This is a genomic window from Bartonella sp. W8122, from assembly GCF_016102485.1.
Taxonomy (GTDB): domain Bacteria; phylum Pseudomonadota; class Alphaproteobacteria; order Rhizobiales; family Rhizobiaceae; genus Bartonella; species Bartonella apihabitans.
The window spans coordinates 1-20465 of record NZ_JACFOO010000001.1 but is presented as its reverse complement, the minus strand read 5'-3'; the positions used below and the strand labels follow the sequence as shown (position 1 = coordinate 20465).

The following is a 20465-nucleotide window of genomic DNA, read 5'->3' as shown; positions in this document are numbered from 1 at the left end:
GATTAAATTTATAAAAGGAATCGTTCACTTGGCCTTGGATAGTGACAGCAAAAAAACACTTCGCCAGAAGGTTGAGGATGCAGATTTGGCATTGTCTCTTAAAAAGCGTGCCGATAACAATACCGCATGGGCAGAAGCGCATATAGAACTTTCCGAAGCCTTGTTGGCACTTGCAGATGCCGAAGACAGTGATGATGATGCGCTTTCCCACTATAACGAGGCAGCATCGGGCTTCGAAAAAGCTTTACAGGTTTTCACCCGCAAACGTAATTTTAGTCGTTGGGGCGGGATTATTGTTTCTTATGTGCGGTGTTTACGCAATTATGCGCTGCGCGAAGAGGGGGAAATTGCTATTTTACGGCTTAAACGCGGACTTTCTTTACTTGATGAAGTCTGTAGAGCGCTGCCAAAAAAGAAGGGTGCGTTTGATCGGGCGCTTATCTTAACGGAGAAAGGCCATGTCTATCGCGCACTTTCGGATATTGATTTTTCAAGACCGCGTGAAGAAAGACTGAAATTGGCATTGGATGCATTTGATGAAGCCATTGCTATTTTACGCGCAAAAGAAAATTTCCATTACTGGTCGCTTGCCGTTTCGGCAAGTGCGCTGGTTGCGGCCCAATTGGCACGAATCGAACCGGTCGAAAAAGCAAGGGATGATCTCGACCTTGCTATTGAACGTTTTGAAACGGCGCTGAACTACTTTGATGAGGATGACCAACCGCAAGATATTTCCTATGTTTATTTCGAGATGGGTCGTGCCTTGATGCAAAGGGCAACAATGGACACGCCAGCCAATCTCGGGCTTATGGAAAAAGCATTGAAAGCTTTCGAAAATTCCAGTGCGACATTTAAAGACGACGGGAGTGTACACGCATTGAGTCGTCTTCAAAACGAGACGGCATTGGCTCTTGCGCTTTTCGCCCAGCAGAAAGATCGGGACAGTGCTATTGAACTTCTCGAAAAATCGGTCGCACTTTATCGTTCCAATATTGATCTTCTCAAAGATAAGAGTGAAACGCTGGGACTGGCAATGACCTATGGCAATTTGGGAAAAGATCTGACCCAGCTTGCCAATTTTGCATCCGTTCCCTCTCGGGAACTAGAAAAAAGATATGAAGCAATTGCTGCCTTGCGTAACGCTATTGGCAAAGAAATAAAATTGGCTCGCCCACTTGATTGGCTTTCCTATTTTATCGAATTGGGCGCGGCCCTTCAGGCGGCGTCCAATATAGAAGTACCGGAAAGGCGCGGTGAACTGTTACGGGAAGCTGTAAAACTTTATAATGAAGTTCTGGAAACGATAAAAGGCCAGCAAAACGCCAAACTCTTTAACCGGATTTTGCAATGGCGTGCTCTTGCCCGTGCCCGTCTTGGTGAAGACGAAAAAGGTCATCAAGGTTTGATATGGCTCAAACAGTCCGAACTGGACTTCCGCTTGGCAATTGCCAAGCTTGATCCCGATAGGGATAAAAACGAGCTTTTTCGGCTTTATAGCAATTTGGCTCATGTTCTCTATTCCATGGCAAGGCGCAAAGATTCGACAACTCCTGTCGATTTGCTCAAAGCGGCCAATAGCGCCATTGAAACAGCATTTATCAGCATAGGGAATGAACCTTTCGATAATGTGGATGAACAATTGGAAGCCCATTCCCATCACGCACTTGTTTTGTGGCGTTTGGGGTCATTCGGCAATGTGGTTGAAGCTTTTGCCAAATCACGAGCAATTTATGAAAAGCTGCTCCTCTCGCCAGTGTTGAAAAACAAGCCGAACAAGCTCTCGAATATCAAGCGCAGCTATGCGTTGATGCTCAAAGACTGGGCACAAAAAGTGCCAAAAAAGGCGGCAAAACCATTACTGGAAAAAGCAGCCGGACTGGTCAACGAACTCCGTGTCGTGGCGCTTGCCGATGATGATAAAAAAGCACTTAAACGATGCGATGATGCTTTGGCAGATATTCAATCAGGAATTCATGCTTTGGCAAAAAAGCGGTTTTTCAATTTCTGGCCGTTTAACCGGATATAAAACCGCTCTTTATTTTTTTCAAATTTCCGATCAACTGATCAATGATCAAAACATTAATCGGTAAAGTGGACAACCACACCGGGCTTTACCAATTTTGCCAATTCTTCGGCATCCCAATTTGTCAGACGGATACAACCATGGCTTGACGTTTTTCCGATTCGTGAAGGATCGGGTGTGCCGTGAATACCATAGGTCGGTTTTGAAAGAGCTATCCAGACCGTTCCGACAGGTCCGTTGGGGCCGGGGGGAATAGTCAATATTTCATTATTGCTTCCCTGTTTGAAATTGACCTTCGGGTTATAAGTATAGTTCGGATTAAATGCGATGCGCTCGACTTGTACCGTGCCCGATGGCGAGGGGTTGTCAGACGAGCCGATTGTTGCCGGATAAGCAACAACAAGCCTGCCTTCCGCATTATAGCCGCGCACCTGTTTGCGGGCCTTGTCGGCAACAATCCGGTCGATACTTTCGCGTTTGGGCAAAACCAGATTGGGAACCTTGATTGTTTCGCCGGCACGGGAGAAATGGGCTTGCGGATTGAGTTCCTGCAAGAATGTCTCATCAATATGAAAACGCTCTGCCAACATTTCTCTAACCGATGTATAGGCCATGGCAGGCATCTGTGCTTTCATAGCATAATCGGCAGGAATAGAAGAGACATATTGGCGGTTCAAATCGCTTTCGGTAATAGTATATTGCGTAAAGGCAGGACCGCCGGTTGATTGTAGAGCCGAATCCAGACGTTGTTTGTCATTGGGATCAATAAAACGGCCACTGATTTCACTTGCGGCAGCGGCAGCCTTATCGAAATTGCTACCGGCCAAACCATCTATTGCTCCTGGTGAGGAGCCCAGTCGGTCCATCAAAATCTGAACAGCAGCAACTGTTTCACGACCTTTCGGAACATTGATCGCGGGGGTATGTTCGCTCGGCATTTCGCCAGCCTGATAACGGGGAGTGGTTTTTCTATAAGAAGGTTGATTAGCCTCGCCACCACCACGATAAGGCTTGGCATCGGGTGCTTCAGGTACATCCTGATCATAAGGCACGCCACCTTCTATCGGCCCCTGATTGTTCGTTCCATAGGGTGGCGGCGTCACACCTTGGGGATAGTTTTCCGGCTCTTCCACACGAACAACCTGTCCATTTTCATCGACATAGATGCGCCGACCATATTGATCGCGATAAACGCGCAATTGCTGGCGATGACGCGGCAAATCGGAGGGGTCATAAAGTTGTGCCAGTTCGATTGGTTCGTCACTTTGTGTTGTGCTCGTTCCGTTTGCATAAACAGAAGGGAGCGATGCCATGACAAGGGCAATTGTCAAATTGGAAACTGAAGAAATATGAAACATTACGAACCGTACGAACTTATATTGGCAAAATTCGGTTGAATAGAGAAAGTGCCATCTCTAGACCAATTTGACGGCAGGAAAAAGGCATGTTCCATTCTCTCTTCCGTTAAATTATTTTAACAAAAGCCGTTTCTGACAAGACCAAGCTTTTGGGCGATAATCAGGTGATCAAAAAAGTCCGGTGATCAAAAACTTATAAAATCACAAATGTCTTGCAATTCGTCAGAATTGGAGAGTGACCCCGCTTCGAGGTTCCATTGCTTGTCTTCTTCATCTTTATTGTCTTTTATGATCATTAATTGTGGCGATTATTGGCAATGAATGGGGAACAACAGAACGAGAATAGAGAACAACAGAACGAGCCGGTTTTCGCGTAAGTTCCGGTTGCCGTATTGATTTTTGAAAGTACTGATGCAATCGGCCTACCGTTTATTGGGCTGGTTTTGGCAGTGAATATCACGGATTGCAAGTGGAAATGGATTCTGGTGCTGCGAGAGAGGATTGAACTCTCGACCTCTCCCTTACCAAGGGAGTGCTCTACCACTGAGCTACCGCAGCTAAGAAAAATAGTTTTCGGGCGGCGTTCTGCCACATTGTAAAGAAATAGGCAAGCGGACATTCACGTTTCTCATAAGAAAAATCAAGGCAATATTCTTTGGCTGGCAATTTTTTTAACATGGTGTTATGACCGGAACCGTTTTTTTTTAAATATTCAACAGGTTTGAAGGATGGCAGATTCAATCGCTGAGGAACGTCGCCAAAAACGTTTGGCGCAACAATTGCGCGCCAATCTTGTCCGGCGCAAACAACAAGCGCGTGAGCGCGAAGAAATGCGCGAAAAGACAGGCCACGACGAGGCAGAACATCCGCAAGGTGTACCGGCAAAATAATCCGGTTTTTTTTAATTTTTTAATTTTAAGTCCTGTTTGTGCCACCTTTTGTCCTTACAGGGCGAATGGATAAACCGGACGATTGCTACCAATCGCAAAACAAAGAAAGGTCTTAACGGATGGATCGTATAAAAATTATTGGCGGGAATCGTTTGAACGGGGTTATTCCTATTTCAGGTGCAAAAAATGCAGCATTACCGTTGATGATTGCCTCTTTGCTTACCGATGATACATTAACACTTGATAATGTACCCCACTTGGCCGATGTCGAACAACTTATCAGGATTCTCGGCAATCACGGTGTCGACTATTCGGTGAATGGCCGTCGTCAGCATCAGGATGGCGCCTATTCCCGAACGGTGCATTTTACAGCCCGCCAAATTGTTACAACACGTGCACCCTATGAGCTTGTGTCAAAAATGCGGGCGAGTTTCTGGGTTATCGCGCCTTTGGTTGCCCGCATGGGAGAAGCTTGCGTTTCACTTCCCGGTGGCTGCGCAATCGGCACCCGTCCTGTTGATTTTATTCTTCAAGGGCTTGAGGCATTGGGCACAGAAATCAATATCGAAAATGGTTATGTCCATGCCAAAGCTCCAAAAGGGCTGAGAGGCGCCGAATTTACTTTTCCGAAAGTGACGGTCGGTGGTACGCACACCATGTTAATGGCAGCATGTCTGGCAAGAGGTGATACTGTTTTACACAATGCTGCTTGCGAGCCGGAAGTTGTCAATCTTGCCGAATGTCTCAATGCCATGGGGGCAAAAATAAAGGGTGCCGGTACACCCACAATTTATATTGAGGGCGTCGAGGGGCTTTCGGGCGCACGCGTCAAGGTTATTTCCGATCGTATTGAAGCAGGCACCTATGCCATGGCGGTTGCCATGACAGGGGGTGATGTCCTGCTGAAAGACGCACGTCCCGATTACTTGCGTTCTGTTCTCGATACACTTTCCAAAACCGGATTGGAAATAAAAGAAAGTGAAGAGGGTATCCGGGTTGCAAGAAACGGTCTCGATATTGTTCCGACCGATATTGAAACACAACCATTTCCGGGTTTTCCGACAGATTTGCAGGCGCAATTTATGGGGCTGATGACAAGGGCAAAAGGTGTTTCGCACATCACCGAAACAATTTTTGAAAACCGTTTCATGCATGTTCAGGAACTTGCCCGCCTTGGTGCCCATATTTCGCTAGTTGGCCAAACGGCTACAGTTGAAGGTGTCGAGCGGCTATTGGGCGCACAGGTTATGGCAACCGATTTGCGTGCCTCGGTTTCTCTCGTTATAGCGGGGCTTGCGGCAGAAGGAGAAACAACCGTCAATCGTGTTTATCACCTCGACCGCGGTTTCGAGCGGCTTGAAGAGAAGCTTTCAAATTGTGGTGCACAGATTGAACGTATAAGCGGATAATGACAATATCTTTCCTGTCGCAAACAGGATATTATTGAAAGAGAATGGAGTGGTAAGATGCCGCTTTTGAAATTGATGGCCATGGATGACGAGGATCTGGAGATCTTGTCGGCGCATTTACAAGATGCTGTCGTTAAAGTTGCCGATCTCGACTGGCGCAGTACCGAGAAGCGTTTTATAGCGGCACTTAACCGTTTTGCCTGGGAAGAACAGATGAAGGGGGGATTGTTTTCGCGTGCAAAAACCGGTGAACGGCATCGTACGGCTCTCCGCTTCGATCGGGTTCTAAGTGTCAAAACACGTGGTTTCGATCGTGAAAAAAAAGACAATGTCTTGTCTCTTTTGACAATGCAATTCCAGCCGACAGTTCCTCCCGCCGGTATTGTGACGCTGATTTTTTCCGGTGAAGCAGCAATCCGCCTTGAAGTGGAATGTATTGAAGCGCAATTGACCGACCTTGGTCCTGTCTGGCAGGCCAAGGCCAACCCGCATCACAGATAATTTTTTCGACAGGAAAAAGAATGGTTCAAATTCTTCGTCAATCATCGGCAAATTTTGAAAACGAGTTTCGTAAATTTCTCGATTCAAAGCGTGAAGTTTCCCAGAGTGTTGATGACACTGTGCGCGACATTATCAAAACGGTTCGCGATGAGGGTGATCAGGCTTTGATCGACTTATCGGCAAAATTCGATCGTGTGGACCTTAAAGAAAAAGGTTTGAAAATTAGCGAGAGTGAAATTGATGAAGCGATGAAGCACGTTTCGCCAAAAACGCTTGATGCTTTGAAGCTTGCCCATGATCGTATTGTTGTCTACCACCAGAAACAACTGCCAAAGGATGAACGCTTTGTCGATCCGCTGGGTGTCGAACTCGGTTGGCGCTGGACGGCTGTTCAATCAGTCGGGCTTTATGTACCGGGTGGTACGGCAAGTTACCCGAGCTCGGTGCTGATGAATGCTGTTCCAGCCAAAGTTGCGGGCGTCGAGCGTATTGTTATGGTTGTTCCGACACCGGATGGACATCTCAATCCGCTGGTTCTTGCGGCAGCCAAACTTGGCGGTGTCAGCGAGATCTATCGCGTTGGCGGGGCGCAAGCGGTGGCAGCCCTTGCCTATGGTACAAAAACCATAAAGCCGGTGGCAAAAATTGTCGGCCCCGGTAATGCTTTTGTTGCGGCTGCCAAAAGACAGGTTTTCGGCAAAGTCGGCATTGATATGATTGCCGGACCGTCGGAAGTTCTGGTCATTGCCGATAAGCTTAACGATGCCGACTGGATTGCTGCCGATCTTCTCGCTCAAGCCGAACATGATACAGCCGCCCAATCCATTCTCATGACAGATAACGAAGCTTTTGCAAACGACGTTATGAAGGCGGTTCAAACACAATTGACAACATTGAAACGCGGTAAAACCGCTTCTTCGAGCTGGCAGGACTTTGGCGCGGTCATTCTTGTCAATGATCTCGAACAAGCCTTTCCACTTGCCAATCGTGTTGCGCCGGAACACCTCGAACTGGCGGTGGAAGACCCTGAACGCTTTTTACCCTTGATACGCAATGCCGGAGCCATATTTGTCGGGCGTTATACACCGGAAGTGATTGGTGATTATGTTGGTGGTTCCAACCACGTTTTGCCAACTGCCCGTTCGGCAAGATTTTCATCCGGTCTTTCGGTACTTGATTATATGAAACGCAGCTCGATTTTAAAACTTGGTGCAGACGAATTGCGCAAGCTTGGACCATCGGCGATAGAACTTGCCAATGCAGAAGGACTGGAAGCCCATGGAAGGTCTGTTGCCATAAGATTGAATCTCTAGTTTAAAAGGGAGGGGGAGTGTGGAGAAGGCGCGGCTCATTGATGTCGAACTTGATGAAACCATCGGGCGCTCGACGCCCGAGGTCGAGCATGAGCGTGCAGTTGCTATTTTCGATCTCATAGAGGAAAATAGTTTTATGCCCGTGGGAGACACCGGAACCGGTCCCTATAAACTGAAATTGTCGCTTGTTGACAGGCGTCTGGTCTTCGATATTTCCCGTGAAAATGGCGAATGGGTAACCACCCATATACTTTCGCTTGGGCCGTTTCGGCGCATTGTTAAAGATTATTATCTGATTTGTGACAGTTATTACGAGGCTATCCGGTCTGCAACGCCTACAAAAATCGAGGCCATCGATATGGGGCGTCGCGGTCTGCACAATGAAGGTTCGACCACTCTGCAAGATCGCTTACGCGGAAAAATAGACATGGATTTCAAAACGGCGCGGCGGCTTTTCACTCTTCTTTGTGTTCTATACTGGAAAGGGTGACGATGGCTGAAAATCATAAATCAACATCAAGACGCCCTTCATCAGTGCTTTTTGTTTGCGGGCAAAATTCTATACGCTCGCCAATAGCCGAGGCACTGACACGCAAAATGTTTCCGGATATTTATGTTGCATCCGCCGGTGTCGTCAAAGGCAATCGTGACCCCTTTGCGGCGGCGGTTATTGCCGAAGACGGGCTTTCCATGGAAGGGCACAATCCGCGCGGGCTGGAAGAATTGTCGGATGGCTATTTCGATCTTGCCATCACCCTTACGCCGCAAGCTCATCATGCAGTGCTCGAACAGATGCGCGGGTTTTCGGTCGATGTCGAATATTGGCCAACGCCCGATCCGGCACTTGCAACGGGTTCGCGCGAACAAATTCTTGATGCCTATCGGGATATCAGGGAAAACTTGAAAAAGCGGATAATGGCGCGCTTTGCCAATAAATGATGCCCATTCGCTTAAAAACAGCATAAAGTTTCGCTTAAAAACCGCATAAACTATTGCGCTCTTTTGATTCAGATGTTCACAAATGGCCGAGAATAGGGTAGGTTCCCCCCAACTGGACGGGCGGCACCTGCCGTTTGTCAAATTTTGATCAAAATAAACAGTCTAGAAACAGGTAATTTATGGCCAAAGAAGAAGTATTGGAATTTTCCGGCGTGATTACGGAGCTTTTACCCAATGCGATGTTTCGCGTAAAGCTCGACAATGATCACGAAATTATCGCTCATACAGCAGGGCGTATGCGCAAGAACCGCATCAGAGTTCTCGCTGGAGACAAGGTTATGGTGGAAATGACACCTTATGACCTGACCAAGGGTAGGATCACCTACCGTTATAAATAATTATGACGACAAATTCTGTTATGCCGGAAGAAGACCCGCAGGTGAAAACCAAGCTTGTTCTTGCTTCAGCTTCGCCAAGACGCTTGGCATTGCTCCGGCAGATTGGTGTTTATCCCGATCATTTGCATCCTGCCGATATTGACGAAACGCCAAGGCGTCTCGAACATCCGCGTTTTCTCGCAAGACGTTTGGCAAAGGAAAAAGCCCAAAGAGGTGCAGAACTCGTTTGTGTTATGCCGGAATTCGAGCATGCGCTTGTTCTTGCTGCCGATACGGTTGTTGCCGTCGGGCGCAGAATTCTACCGAAACCCGTCGATGAAGATGAAGCACGTGAATGTTTGCGACTTTTGTCTGGCCGGACGCATAAAGTTTATACCGGTGTCTGTCTCATTAACGCCAAGGGAAAGAGTCACCATAAGCTTGTTGAAAGCCGTGTACGTTTTGAACGATTGGGGCGCGAGGTTATCGAAGCCTATCTCTTGTCGGGCGAATGGCAGGGAAAAGCCGGAGGTTACGCCATTCAGGGGCGGGCCGGTTGTTTTGCCTTGCAAATTAGCGGTTCCTATAGCGGGATTGTAGGCTTGCCACTCGCTGAAACTGTCGAATTGTTAACAACACAGAATTACCCCGTATTTGAACATTGGCAGAAAGATGAGGTCTGAAATGGCAGCATCAGTTAAAGACCAATCCCGATCAACCGCTAAAGTTTATCCGCTGCGTTCACCCAGGCCATGTCCGGAATGTGGCAAACCTTCAACTCGCGAAGCTTATCCATTTTGTTCTGACCGTTGTCGTGCAATTGATCTCAATCGTTGGCTAAAAGGTTCATATATTTTGCCAGGTAAACCCTTTAACAATGCGGATGAAGAAGAATGAAACTCGTAAAGCCCGTTGCCATTTTTGATGCCGGTATCGGCTCTTATGCCATTGTTGATCTGTTACATAGGAAACAACCGCAACGCGACATTATCTATTTTGCCGATCGGGCTCATTTCCCATATGGAAAAAAGACGGCTGACGAGCTTGCCGATATTATGAAGCTGACCTTCAAACGGTTGATGCGTTACGACCCCTCGGCCATCATTATCGCTTCCAACGCGCCGTCTATTATGGTGTTTGACCGCGTCAAAGACAGTTCGCCCGCGCCGCTTTATGGCGTATTTCCGCCGCTTGAAGAAGCGGAAAGAAAAAGTCGGAGTGGTCACGTGGCAATTATGGGGGTAGCCTCGATGGTGAAAAGCGAGATGGGGAAGGCATTTGTCAAAAATCACAGCAAAAAGCCGGAAAATGTCGCTCTCGTCAATGCCTCGCCGATGGTTGAACTGGTCGAAAGCGGGACTTTCTTGTTTGATCCGGAAAAAACGCAAGCCGAAGTCAACCGTTTCATGGAAGATTTGCTTACAGAACATCCTTCGGTTGACACATGTACGCTTTCAAGTACCCATCTGCCTTGGCTTAAAAACTTCTTTGAAAAAGCAGCGCCACAATGCTGTTTTCTTGATCCCGCCGAAAGCATTATCGGAAAACTTGAAAAAAATTATTCAGGAAGCGGCCTTATTCAAGGTCTGGTAACCGAAAGTGCCGAATACAGGTTACAAGACTTCAAAAAAATGCTGCGTAAACTCGATATTACAATTCCACTCGACGTGATTGCAGACGAATAGAAATCCGGTCTTTGTTGATTTCCAAGGCTTAACTTCATTGTTTTTTTAAACAATGGATTTTGTTTAATGCCTTGATTATTTTTGATCTTGTGGAATTTCATCGTCAATACCATATCAGGTAACGAGTACGGCTTGCCTTAACGGGAGCCTGTCACTTCAAGCCCATAATGCCATTTATGGATTATGGGAAAAGGAGACGAGAATGAATTTAGAAAAATATACCGAGCGCGTGCAGGGGTTCTTACAGTCTGCACAAAACTTTGCCTTGTCATCGGACAATCAGCAGTTCGTTCCCGAGCATTTGTTAAAAGTGCTATTGGATGACAATGAGGGCCTTTGCTCTTCATTGATCGAGAAGGCTGGCGGCAACGTAAAAGCGGCAAAAGAGGCGTTGGCAACGGCACTTTCGGCATTGCCAAAAGTAAGTGGTGGCAATGGCCAGCTTTATATGTCGGAAGCTATGGCCAAGGTTTTTACCAAAGCAGAAGAATTGGCCGAAAAAGCAGGAGACAGCTTTGTGACTGTCGAGCGCCTTTTGCAAGCTCTGTTGATGGAACCGAAAGCCAAAACAGCAGAAATACTTTCCAAAAGCGGGGTTACGCCAACAGCGTTAAACAAGGCGATCAATGAAATGAGAAAAGGACGCACAGCTGATTCGGCCAATGCCGAAGCACAGTATGACGCATTGAAGAAATATGCGCGTGATTTGACGAAAGATGCGCGCGAGGGGAAACTTGATCCTGTTATCGGCCGTGATGAAGAAATCCGCCGGACAATTCAGGTATTGTCGCGGCGCACCAAAAATAATCCGGTGCTGATCGGTGAACCGGGCGTTGGTAAAACGGCTATTGTTGAAGGGCTGGCTTTGCGTATTGTGAACGGCGATGTTCCCGAAACATTACGGGACAAATCGCTTCTTGCCCTTGATATGGGGGCATTGATTGCCGGTGCAAAATATCGTGGCGAGTTTGAAGAGCGCCTGAAAGCTGTTTTGACCGAAGTTCAGGCAGCAAATGGCGAAATCATCCTGTTTATTGATGAAATGCATACATTGGTCGGTGCCGGTAAATCGGATGGCGCAATGGATGCGTCCAATTTGTTGAAACCGGCTCTTGCCCGTGGTGAACTTCACTGTGTTGGTGCAACGACTCTCGAAGAATATCGCAAATATGTTGAAAAGGACGCGGCCCTTGCCCGTCGTTTCCAACCGGTCTTTGTTGATGAACCGACAGTTGAAGACACCATTTCGATTCTGCGTGGTATTAAAGAAAAATACGAGCAACACCATAAAGTCCGGATTTCCGATTCCGCTCTCGTTGCTGCTGCAACTTTGTCGAATCGTTATATTACTGACCGGTTTTTGCCCGATAAAGCAATTGACCTTATTGATGAAGCAGCTTCACGGTTGCGTATGCAGGTTGATTCGAAGCCGGAAGAACTTGACGAAATTGACCGCCGTGTCATGCAGTTGAAGATTGAGCGGGAAGCTTTGAAAGCCGAAACCGATCCTGCTTCGAAAGATCGTTTGGAAAAACTCGAAGACGAATTGGTCGAGCTTGAAGAACAATCACATGAAATCACTGCAAAATGGCAATCTGAAAAACAGAAATTGGGTCATGCTGCCGAGTTGAAGAAACAATTGGAAGCAGCACGCAACAATTTGGCTATTGCCCAGCGTAACGGTGAATATCAGAAAGCTGGTGAACTTTCCTACAGCATCATTCCGCAATTGGCTAAACAATTGGAAGAGGCTGAAAGTCAGGAAAACCACGGTTCGATTCTGGAAGAAACCGTCACACCTGATCACATTGCGCAAGTGGTATCGCGCTGGACCGGTATTCCAGTTGATAGCATGCTGGAAGGCGAACGCGAGAAACTTCTGAGAATGGAAGACGAGCTTGCCAAACGCGTTGTCGGACAAGGCGAAGCAATTCAGGCTGTTTCCCGCGCGGTACGTCGTGCACGTGCGGGCTTACAAGACCCGAACAGGCCGATCGGTTCGTTCATTTTCCTAGGGCCAACAGGTGTTGGTAAAACCGAGCTCACCAAGGCTCTGGCAAAGTTCCTGTTTCAGGACGAGACCGCAATGGTTCGTATCGACATGTCGGAATATATGGAAAAGCATTCGGTTGCCCGTTTGATCGGCGCTCCTCCGGGATATGTCGGTTATGAAGAAGGCGGTGCTTTGACAGAAGCGGTTCGTCGTCGGCCATATCAGGTCATCTTGTTTGATGAAATTGAAAAAGCCCATCCGGATGTTTTCAATGTTCTCTTGCAGGTTCTTGATGACGGTCGTTTGACCGATGGTCAGGGGCGCACTGTCGACTTCCGCAATACGCTTATCATTATGACATCGAATCTCGGTGCCGAATATTTGACAGCACTTGACGATAATGACGAAGCTGAAAAAGCTCGTGACGACGTTATGGCGGTGGTTAAAGCGGCATTCAGACCGGAATTTCTCAACCGTGTTGACGAAATCATCCTGTTCCACAGGTTGCACCGGAAAGAAATGGGCGCCATTGTCGACATCCAGTTGCAACGTTTGCAATCATTGTTGTCAGACCGGAAGATCAAACTTGTTATTGATGATAGTGCTCGCGAATTTCTTGCCGACAAGGGGTATGACCCTGCTTATGGTGCACGGCCTCTTAAACGGGTTATCCAGAGAGAAGTTCAGGATCCTCTCGCTGAAAGGCTGCTCATCGGTGATATTCTTGATGGTTCGACTGTCAATATTTCACGCGGTTCCGATCGCCTGATCTTTACACCGACGCCTACTCATCCTGTCGATGAATCGAAAGTCGAGGAAAAGGGTACCGAAACTGCCGGGGAAAAGGCTGACGAAAAAAAGTCGGACACAAAGCCGAATAAACCTAAAAAATAATATTTCAAGCTTATCAAAAAGGCCGCTTTCAAGCGGCCTTTTTATTTCAATTTTTTTACTTAAGCTTATTGGGCGGGCGATGCGTTAGCCGGTTCTTCAACAGGCTGTTTTGCAACCGGTGAGGTATCAACTGTAATACCGGCAACCAGATGTCCTTGCCGATAATCGTAAATAACAAGCTCCGTATTGCCTTCCGGCGTCAATGTTTCAAGCGCAATCATGTCGTTCGAAAGACTTTGCGAGAGAATGCGTGTTCCTTGAGGAAGAGCAATGGAACGTTTGATAAATTCCGGAACAGCAGGAGCCGGTGTTTTTGCATTAACCGCTTGATTTGATAGATCGGCGCTATCACCGGGTATCGGGCTTGTTTCGGTTTTCGTAGTGCTTGCCGGTACTTTATCGGACGGCGAAGATGTAACCTTATAGATAACGGCGGCCAGAATAATCAGAATGAGAACGATTGTTATTCCAATAGAAACGATCATCAGCCTCATCAGCTTCCGCCTTACTTTTTCAACTGCGGGATCCAGCGGCGCTTGTGGCTGCATGGGTTGCTGATTATAGGGATCCTGATAATCCATATCTTCATAACCGGATTGATAATCGTCGCGCATCGAACATTCTCCATTGATAGTGCCCCGCATTTACGAGTTTCACAGCAATGTTTCAATGGAAAATAAATATTTTAAGCTTTGGTGAATAATCTTTTAATCAGAAAATCCCGACAAGTGCCAAGATTAATGGCCAAGAATAATGCAAAGAAGATAACTTTATGCTGCGGGTTTTGTATTGATTTGTGTTGCGCCGGCAACCGGCTTTTCAATCTTTTGTAACGGTACAGTCAATTCTTCTTCTTCGCTATCTTCATTGGTAAGTTCGACAATGAAATCGCCATTCTGGTCAACCCGCCAATAAATGCTCAAATCCCCGTTAATGAAGTCGGGATCTGCTTTGATACATTGACCGAACACCATCTCGTTGGACTGTCCGATATGATTGACTGCCGGTATCAAGGCTGCCTCGCAGGCTTCGTGGGTGGGATAATCCTTGACCATATCGTCAGCGGCATTGCATGCAGAAAAACCATCTGTGCAGGAAACAAGCAACATTACAGCGATGACGGAATTCATGATTGACCCCTTCAGGAACATTTTAATATTGAGCGGATGAATTTATTTCTTTTATACTTCAATAACGAGCATAGTGGTTATTTGTTCCAAAATAAAACATACGTCACAAATTTAGTGGAATAGAGAATTTATTTTTTACTTCATTGCTGATCGGGATATGTTTTCTGACGGATGAAAATCTCGAACGCTTATTGTACAAAGAAAATCTTTCAAAATTTTCAGACGTAAAAATCGAAATAAGTATCGGGAAGTGTAAGGTGATAAACCACGCCGTCATTGGTAAATTCGAGACTTGCCGTGCCGTTCACAGAAACCGGAACAATCTTTTCAAGGACTGCACTGCCAAAGCAGGCTCTCCGATCATTGTCGAGTGTGTGTCCGGGTGAAAAGACTTCATACCAGGAAATGCATAATTGTGATGGCTTGCCCTCATCTTTTTCAATTCGGCTCGTTACATGGATCATACCATCCGGTTTGGAAAGCGCTCCATAAGAGAGGGAATTGATGATGAGCTCATGAAATGCCAAACCGATATGCAATGCCGCACCAGGAAAAAGATAGGGGTCATCACCATCAATCGTAAAACGCCGGTGTTCTTTTTCCAGATAATTTGATGTCTGGCTTAAAAACAGCTCACGAAAATGAGCACCACGCCAATCGGAATCAGTCACAAGATCTTGTGAATGGGATAATGATTGTATGCGTCCCTGAAATTTTTTTAAAAAAGTTTGCAAGGAATCGGTATAACGGGCGGTTTGACCGGCCACGCTTTGAATAATGGCAAGAAGATTTTTTGAACGATGACTTACTTCCCTCAGTAAAGCTTTCAGGACCTGTTCACGCCGGCGCAATTCGGTTATATTAACGCCGGTCGTTAATAAACCGACGATTTCTCCCCGCTCGTCACGGTGACAATCAATCGAAAACTTGAACCAGAAAATACGATTGTTACTGTTTTCAAATCGGGCTTCCAACGTGTGCATTTTGCCGGTTTCCAAAACCTGCAATTTGATATCCATCATATTTTTGGAAAGTTTTTCGGATAAAAAATCGCTGTCGCGACATCCGGCAAACCACTTTTCGGCGATAATTTCCGGCAAGTTTTCTGCCCAGCGATAAACCATGTCGGGGGTCTGATAAAGAACAAAAATATCGGCTCCATGGATAGCCTGCGTCAAGGCACTCACATGCAATTTTTCAACAGCAGGTGAAGAATGGGGAGCCGATATCATAAGAAATTAAAAACCTTCTGATTTATTTCTTTCACGAAAACCTTTTATGATTTTCTGGATGCATTTTCCTGAAAGAAAAGCGCTTGGGAAATCAAAGCTTTCACCATATCCGGATTAAACGGCTTGGTTACAAGAAATGTCGGTTCAGGCCGTTCACCTGTCAACAAACGTTCGGGGAATGCGGTAATGAAAATGACCGGAACCTCATCAGTTTCAAGAATATCATTCACAGCATCTATGCCGGAACTGTTATCAGCAAGTTGAATATCAGCAAGAACCATACCCGGTTTTTCTTTTTTGAACAATGAAACAGCTTCGTCGCGCGTCCGTGCGATGCCAACAACCTGATGACCGAGCGATTCGACAAGCTGCTCGATATCCATCGCAATTAACGGCTCGTCCTCGATAATAAGAATACGTGTGGCAACTTGCTCGGAAATATCACGCGAAGCCTCGTTCAGCAATGCTCTGAATTGCTGTTGATCAACATTCATGATTTCCATAACTTCTTTGTCACTGAACCCTTCGACAGCAATGAGAAGAAATGCCTGACGGGCCCTCGGAGTAAGGTAGGAAAGTTTTGCATTGGCTTTTTGTTCCACACCGAATTGAGGTAAAGGCTCCGCAACGTTCGGCGTTGTTTGGTCGAACAATTCGCAGAACAGCCGATAGACGCTGATACGGTCGGACGTCGACTCGGGAAAAATTGATGTGTCGGCAATAAGCGCTTCGAGCATAGCTGCAACATAAGCATCGCCCGACGTCTGAGAACCGGTAACAGCACGTGCAAATCGTCTCAAATAAGGTAAATGTGGTGCAATGCGTGTTGATAAAGTCATATATGAACTCCTTCTGCCCCTGAAAGTGTAACCCTAGACAGGTTATGTGAAATATTAATTCATGAATAATAAAAAAGTTCCAGCCCCTTGGAACTTTTTAGTCAGTTCTATATTCTTAAAGGTAAGTGTAATTATTTACACGATTGTTAATTAACGGATGGCGTCATTTTTAAGGGACTTAAGATGGATGATAGCAAGGAAAAAAACGGTTCCGAGGTTTCCGGACCGGAAGATGATCTGCTTGGATCCAATAGTGAAATAGCGGTGAAGTTACGGCAATTCTATACAGCAATTCAGGAAGAAGAAATACCGGAAAAATTTCTCGATCTTCTTGAAAAGCTCGATAAAGCCGAACAAGAAAGCCAGAGTTGAAATGGGAAAGTCACACCCATGAACGCACATAACCCAGATTTCAAACGTGAACTTTTGTCAAACCTGCCGGCTTTGCGTGCCTTTGCAGTTTCGTTGAGCGGGCAACATGACAGAGCTGATGATCTTGTACAAGATACAATCATGAAAGCATGGGCGAAGCAAGAAAGCTTCGAGATCGGCACAAATATGAAAGCCTGGTTGTTTACGATTCTGAGGAACGAGTTTTTTAGCCAGATGCGCAAAAAAGGGCGTGAAGTGCAGGATAGTGAAGGCGTTTTCACCGAAAATCTGGCTGTACATCCTGCCCAATACGGATCACTCGACTTGCAGGATTTCAGAAAAGCGCTCGATCAACTGCCCGCAGACCAGAAGGAAGCTATCATTCTGGTCGGAGCATCAGGTTTTTCTTATGAAGATACTGCCGAGATTTGTAGTTGTGCTGTTGGTACGATTAAAAGTCGTGTCAGTCGCGCCAGAACCCGTTTGCAAGAACTTTTAGGCGTCAACGGACAATCCGACTATGGTCCGGATGCTGATTCGGCATCGTCGACAATGCGTTCTTTTACCAATTCCTGAAATTTGCAAATGCGGTATTCAAACTTATCAACCGCCAAAGTATGCTAGCTCTTTATCCGGTCATTCAGCATTATGTAACATGTTATCTAACAGCTTCATGACTCAGCAATTTATGACGGTTGGTTTCGAATTATTGCAAATCGCAATATCAAGTTTCTTCCGGTCGTTGTGCGACCATCATTATTGCATTGATAGACCTGAAGCAGGGGCTTCCCGATTCAGCGCCGCATAAGAAAATCTGTAAACAGACCGAACAGATTCGTTTTTTCTATTCGTATCCTCATGCCTTTTTATGTCAGGCTCTCAAAAGGCTATGCGCTTTTTCCATTTGGTCAACCGCAACATTGTTATGTTGATAATGAAGACTGTTTTTAAATAGAATCAATTTTTCAGCGAAATGATTAATCGCATCAGATATCTGAACGGGATGTCCGATTTTTCTCATCTGTACCAGTGGTGGCAGCAAGTTTTTGGTCGTCTTGCCCGTTGATCAATGCTTCAAGTTTGTTGCGGTCGCGCTTGAACGCTTCGAGATCTTTTCCATGCAAGGATTTTGCGTCCGGAAGGCGAATGCGCATCGGGTCGACTTTCGTGTTGTTCACGGAAACTTCAAAGTGGCAATGCGGACCTGTTGCTAGGCCGCTAGAGCCGACATAACCGATAATTTGTCCCTGATGAACTTTCGCTCCCGCTTTAATGCCAGGAGCAAAACTGTTCTGGTGTGCATAAGACGTTACGTAACCGTTGGCATGTCTAATTTCGGTCTGATTCCCATAGCCGCGAACCGGACCTGCTTTTGTGACGACGCCGTCTCCTGCCGCAACAATCGGAGATCCTCTTGGTGCGCTCCAATCAACACCGGTATGCATCCTGACATAGCCCAGAACCGGATGCCTTCTTGGGCCGAACGGTGAACGGAAAATGGCATTGGGCACGGGTTTGCGCAAAAGGAACTGCTTTGAACTACGACCTTCCGAATCATAATAATCAATTGTTCCATCATTGGAGCGGAAACGATAATATTTTCGCGTTACGCCACCAAGTGTGGCGCTGATAAAACGGATTTCCGGTTCGGATGTGTCTTCCGAACTTTTTTCCGGAGCGGCGTAAAAAACTTCAAGTGTATCATTGGGTGAAACGCGATCTTCCAGATCAACATCGTTGGCCATGACGCGAATGAGTTGACGTGCTGTGGTGAGAGGCATGTCGTAACTTAACACCGAACGGTAAATTGCATCATAGATTGTCGGCAGATTCGAAGCATTAATATGCGTAAGCGGCACCCCGCCCTCGAAAGCGGTTTTGAGTAACGGTGTCATTTCCGGTTCGTTACTTCTCACGAATTGCTTCTGATCATTAAGTGAGATTGAAAGGATATGATGCATACCGTGATAAATGCTGGCTCGTACCAGATGGTCATTACCGGACGAGTTGGTTTCTATTCCAATACGTAAAACGTTGCCGGCACGGAGCGTATCGGATCCGTTGAATTTAGAAAGTGCAGCAGCTATCTTATTAGCATCTTCCCCTCCATAATTGGCATCATTCAAAGCATTGATAATGGTTTGGGTTTTTCTGAATGGAATAATATCTTCGGCATATTCTTCAGAATTGTCGTTCGGCGCTATGCGTGGAGAGATGCTGACATTCTCCTGAATAATTTTAACATCCGGCATTTCGGAAAATTTGATCGAACCGAAATGCCCCAATTGCGCAGGGTCAAGATAATGAAGTGCGGCAACGCGCGTAATATTATCACCAAGAACAAAACCGGCTGCTCGAATATTCTGTTCGGCCTGATCAGCAGTCAATTGATCCGAATCATCAAAAGTAGCGGTGTTCACATCAAACTCGATGCTATGGAGTGTAATTTCCGTTTCTACTTTTGTACCGTAGATCTGTAAGTTATTTTCCGGCTTATCGCCTTGTTTGACAGTTTGGTCAGAAAAAATTGTCAATGCGTTGAAGGGCGGATATTTCAAATTATTCGGCCGATCTTCGGCAAGAGCCATACGCACAAGTTCGAAAGGTTGAGTCCGGATGACCTCTTTTTCACCTTGCTTTTGCATGATTGAAAGATCGAAATGCTGCCTGTCGTCGAAATTTTTTCTCGGTACAATCTGGGCTATTCGATCGACTTTTCTTTCGTCGGATTCTTCTGCCTCAAGTGTCGGAAGTTCACTCTGTGTCATCAATTCAGGCGGTGTTGCCAGTTGCTCGCGCCCGTCCAGAGCAACAAATAAAGCCACTCCCATCAATGTACATGAAGTAACGCCGGTCAAAATCGTTCCCGCAAGCCAGCGGATAGAAATCTGACGACGATCCGGCTGCCGACGCCCGTCAGCGACAAGCGCAGGTTCTTCTCCCGGATCATTATTGAAGCGACGATCTTCTATCATAAAATTAGCAAATGGTTTGCACGACCGAAATGGGCAATATCCACCTTTCGAATGAATTGTTATTTTTCGAGATGAGTTCCGAATTCTTTCATAGAGCGAGAGTCTGCCATAGAGGGCATCAAAAGAAAAGTACGCCGATGATGCGCTTCAACCATTATATGCATCTCCATGTTTATCATAAAAACATAATCATTATAAAAAAACGGTGGTGACCTAAACAGGAAGGAATTTTCTTTACCGGCATCGGCAGCTCAAAGGCTGTCATCAAGCTCTGCGAAAAACACATAAAAAATAAATGCGGCCTGTTTGTGTCCTAATTTTGAGCGTCCGACGCACTTATTTCAGCCTCTTAGAATTATTTTTGCGCCAAAACCGCCGGTTTCGGGCGGTTTTTCAAAAAAAAGGAAAAAAAATTGAATTTTTTTAGGATTGGCTGTTGACTCTGGGGGAAAGTGAGGTCTATATGAGCGCCACAACGAGGGCGGTACGCCGCTGGCGACAGTGAGTTGCGCTCTTGGAAAGAACGGATGAATTA

20 protein-coding genes, 1 tRNA gene and 1 pseudogene are annotated in these 20465 nt (G+C 46.2%); 14 read left to right on the top strand and 8 right to left on the bottom strand.

Annotated features, from left to right (window positions below):
* Positions 1-28 precede the first annotated feature (28 nt).
* Entirely contained in the window at positions 29-2026 is a 1998-nt protein-coding gene (locus H3S83_RS00105; RefSeq protein WP_198238577.1) for a hypothetical protein, read from the top strand.
* A 53-nt stretch (positions 2027-2079) separates the two neighbouring features.
* Here H3S83_RS00105 and H3S83_RS00100 read toward each other — a convergent pair whose 3' ends face one another.
* Together H3S83_RS00100 and H3S83_RS00095 are read right to left on the bottom strand one after the other, a co-directional pair.
* A complete protein-coding gene (locus H3S83_RS00100; protein ID WP_198238576.1) occupies positions 2080-3381 on the bottom strand; it encodes a L,D-transpeptidase in 1302 nt (433 codons plus the stop codon).
* Between the two features lie 483 nt (positions 3382-3864).
* Positions 3865-3939, bottom strand: a tRNA-Thr gene (locus H3S83_RS00095).
* 170 nt (positions 3940-4109) lie between these two features.
* Here H3S83_RS00095 and H3S83_RS00090 point away from each other — a divergent pair.
* The 11 genes and pseudogenes from H3S83_RS00090 to clpB form a co-directional block, all read left to right on the top strand.
* Positions 4110-4271, top strand: a complete 162-nt coding sequence (locus tag H3S83_RS00090; protein ID WP_188317732.1) for a hypothetical protein — start codon at positions 4110-4112, stop codon at positions 4269-4271.
* A 119-nt stretch (positions 4272-4390) separates the two neighbouring features.
* Positions 4391-5680, top strand: a complete 1290-nt coding sequence (gene murA / locus H3S83_RS00085) for a UDP-N-acetylglucosamine 1-carboxyvinyltransferase (RefSeq protein ID WP_078040107.1) — start codon at positions 4391-4393, stop codon at positions 5678-5680.
* 57 nt (positions 5681-5737) lie between these two features.
* A complete protein-coding gene (locus H3S83_RS00080; protein ID WP_198238575.1) occupies positions 5738-6181 on the top strand; it encodes a DUF2948 family protein in 444 nt (147 codons plus the stop codon).
* Between the two features lie 20 nt (positions 6182-6201).
* Positions 6202-7494: a histidinol dehydrogenase gene (gene hisD / locus H3S83_RS00075; protein WP_198238574.1), complete on the top strand. Its 1293-nt coding sequence runs from the start codon at positions 6202-6204 to the stop codon at positions 7492-7494.
* 19 nt (positions 7495-7513) lie between these two features.
* On the top strand, positions 7514-7984 hold the full coding sequence (locus H3S83_RS00070; RefSeq protein WP_077972906.1) for a UPF0262 family protein: 471 nt from the start codon (positions 7514-7516) through the stop codon (positions 7982-7984).
* Positions 7985-7986: 2 nt separating this feature from the next.
* Positions 7987-8433 (top strand): low molecular weight phosphatase family protein, encoded by a 447-nt coding sequence (locus H3S83_RS00065; RefSeq protein ID WP_198225689.1) that lies wholly within the window; start codon positions 7987-7989, stop codon positions 8431-8433.
* Between the two features lie 179 nt (positions 8434-8612).
* A complete protein-coding gene (infA, locus tag H3S83_RS00060; protein WP_075869273.1) occupies positions 8613-8831 on the top strand; it encodes a translation initiation factor IF-1 in 219 nt (72 codons plus the stop codon).
* Between the two features lie 2 nt (positions 8832-8833).
* Complete coding sequence (locus H3S83_RS00055; protein ID WP_246741691.1) at positions 8834-9493, top strand: Maf family nucleotide pyrophosphatase; 660 nt, start codon at positions 8834-8836, stop codon at positions 9491-9493.
* Position 9494: 1 nt separating this feature from the next.
* Complete coding sequence (yacG, locus tag H3S83_RS00050; protein WP_198238573.1) at positions 9495-9707, top strand: DNA gyrase inhibitor YacG; 213 nt, start codon at positions 9495-9497, stop codon at positions 9705-9707.
* On the top strand, positions 9704-10495 hold the full coding sequence (locus H3S83_RS00045) for a glutamate racemase (protein WP_198238572.1): 792 nt from the start codon (positions 9704-9706) through the stop codon (positions 10493-10495). The genes yacG and H3S83_RS00045 overlap by 4 nt, the downstream gene beginning before the upstream one ends.
* Before the next feature lie 202 nt (positions 10496-10697).
* A pseudogene (gene clpB / locus H3S83_RS00040) lies at positions 10698-13277 on the top strand (ATP-dependent chaperone ClpB); the annotation flags it as partial.
* A 170-nt stretch (positions 13278-13447) separates the two neighbouring features.
* Here clpB and H3S83_RS00035 read toward each other — a convergent pair.
* The 4 genes from H3S83_RS00035 to H3S83_RS00020 form a co-directional block, all read right to left on the bottom strand.
* Positions 13448-13996 carry a hypothetical protein gene (locus H3S83_RS00035; protein WP_198238571.1) on the bottom strand — a complete coding sequence of 183 codons (549 nt, stop codon included), beginning with the start codon at positions 13994-13996 and terminating at the stop codon, positions 13448-13450.
* Positions 13997-14152: 156 nt separating this feature from the next.
* Positions 14153-14512, bottom strand: coding sequence for a hypothetical protein (locus H3S83_RS00030; protein WP_198238570.1), 360 nt, complete (start codon positions 14510-14512; stop codon positions 14153-14155).
* Positions 14513-14730: 218 nt separating this feature from the next.
* Positions 14731-15744: a sensor histidine kinase gene (locus H3S83_RS00025; protein ID WP_198238569.1), complete on the bottom strand. Its 1014-nt coding sequence runs from the start codon at positions 15742-15744 to the stop codon at positions 14731-14733.
* 44 nt (positions 15745-15788) lie between these two features.
* Complete coding sequence (locus H3S83_RS00020; protein WP_077972887.1) at positions 15789-16583, bottom strand: response regulator; 795 nt, start codon at positions 16581-16583, stop codon at positions 15789-15791.
* A gap of 183 nt (positions 16584-16766) precedes the next feature.
* On the opposite strand from H3S83_RS00020, the gene H3S83_RS00015 reads away from it, so the two are divergent.
* Both H3S83_RS00015 and H3S83_RS00010 read left to right on the top strand, forming a co-directional pair.
* Entirely contained in the window at positions 16767-16955 is a 189-nt protein-coding gene (locus tag H3S83_RS00015) for a NepR family anti-sigma factor (RefSeq protein ID WP_198225696.1), read from the top strand.
* Between the two features lie 18 nt (positions 16956-16973).
* The gene (locus tag H3S83_RS00010) at positions 16974-17531 is read left to right on the top strand and encodes an RNA polymerase sigma factor (RefSeq protein WP_198225697.1); all 558 of its coding nucleotides are present in this window, start codon (positions 16974-16976) and stop codon (positions 17529-17531) included.
* A 410-nt stretch (positions 17532-17941) separates the two neighbouring features.
* On the opposite strand, the gene H3S83_RS00005 is transcribed toward H3S83_RS00010, so the two are convergent.
* Both H3S83_RS00005 and H3S83_RS11425 read right to left on the bottom strand, forming a co-directional pair.
* The gene (locus H3S83_RS00005) at positions 17942-19930 is read right to left on the bottom strand and encodes a M23 family metallopeptidase (protein ID WP_198238568.1); all 1989 of its coding nucleotides are present in this window, start codon (positions 19928-19930) and stop codon (positions 17942-17944) included.
* Between the two features lie 341 nt (positions 19931-20271).
* The coding region (locus H3S83_RS11425; RefSeq protein ID WP_210327901.1) for a hypothetical protein at positions 20272-20465 on the bottom strand (194 nt) is incomplete at its 5' end.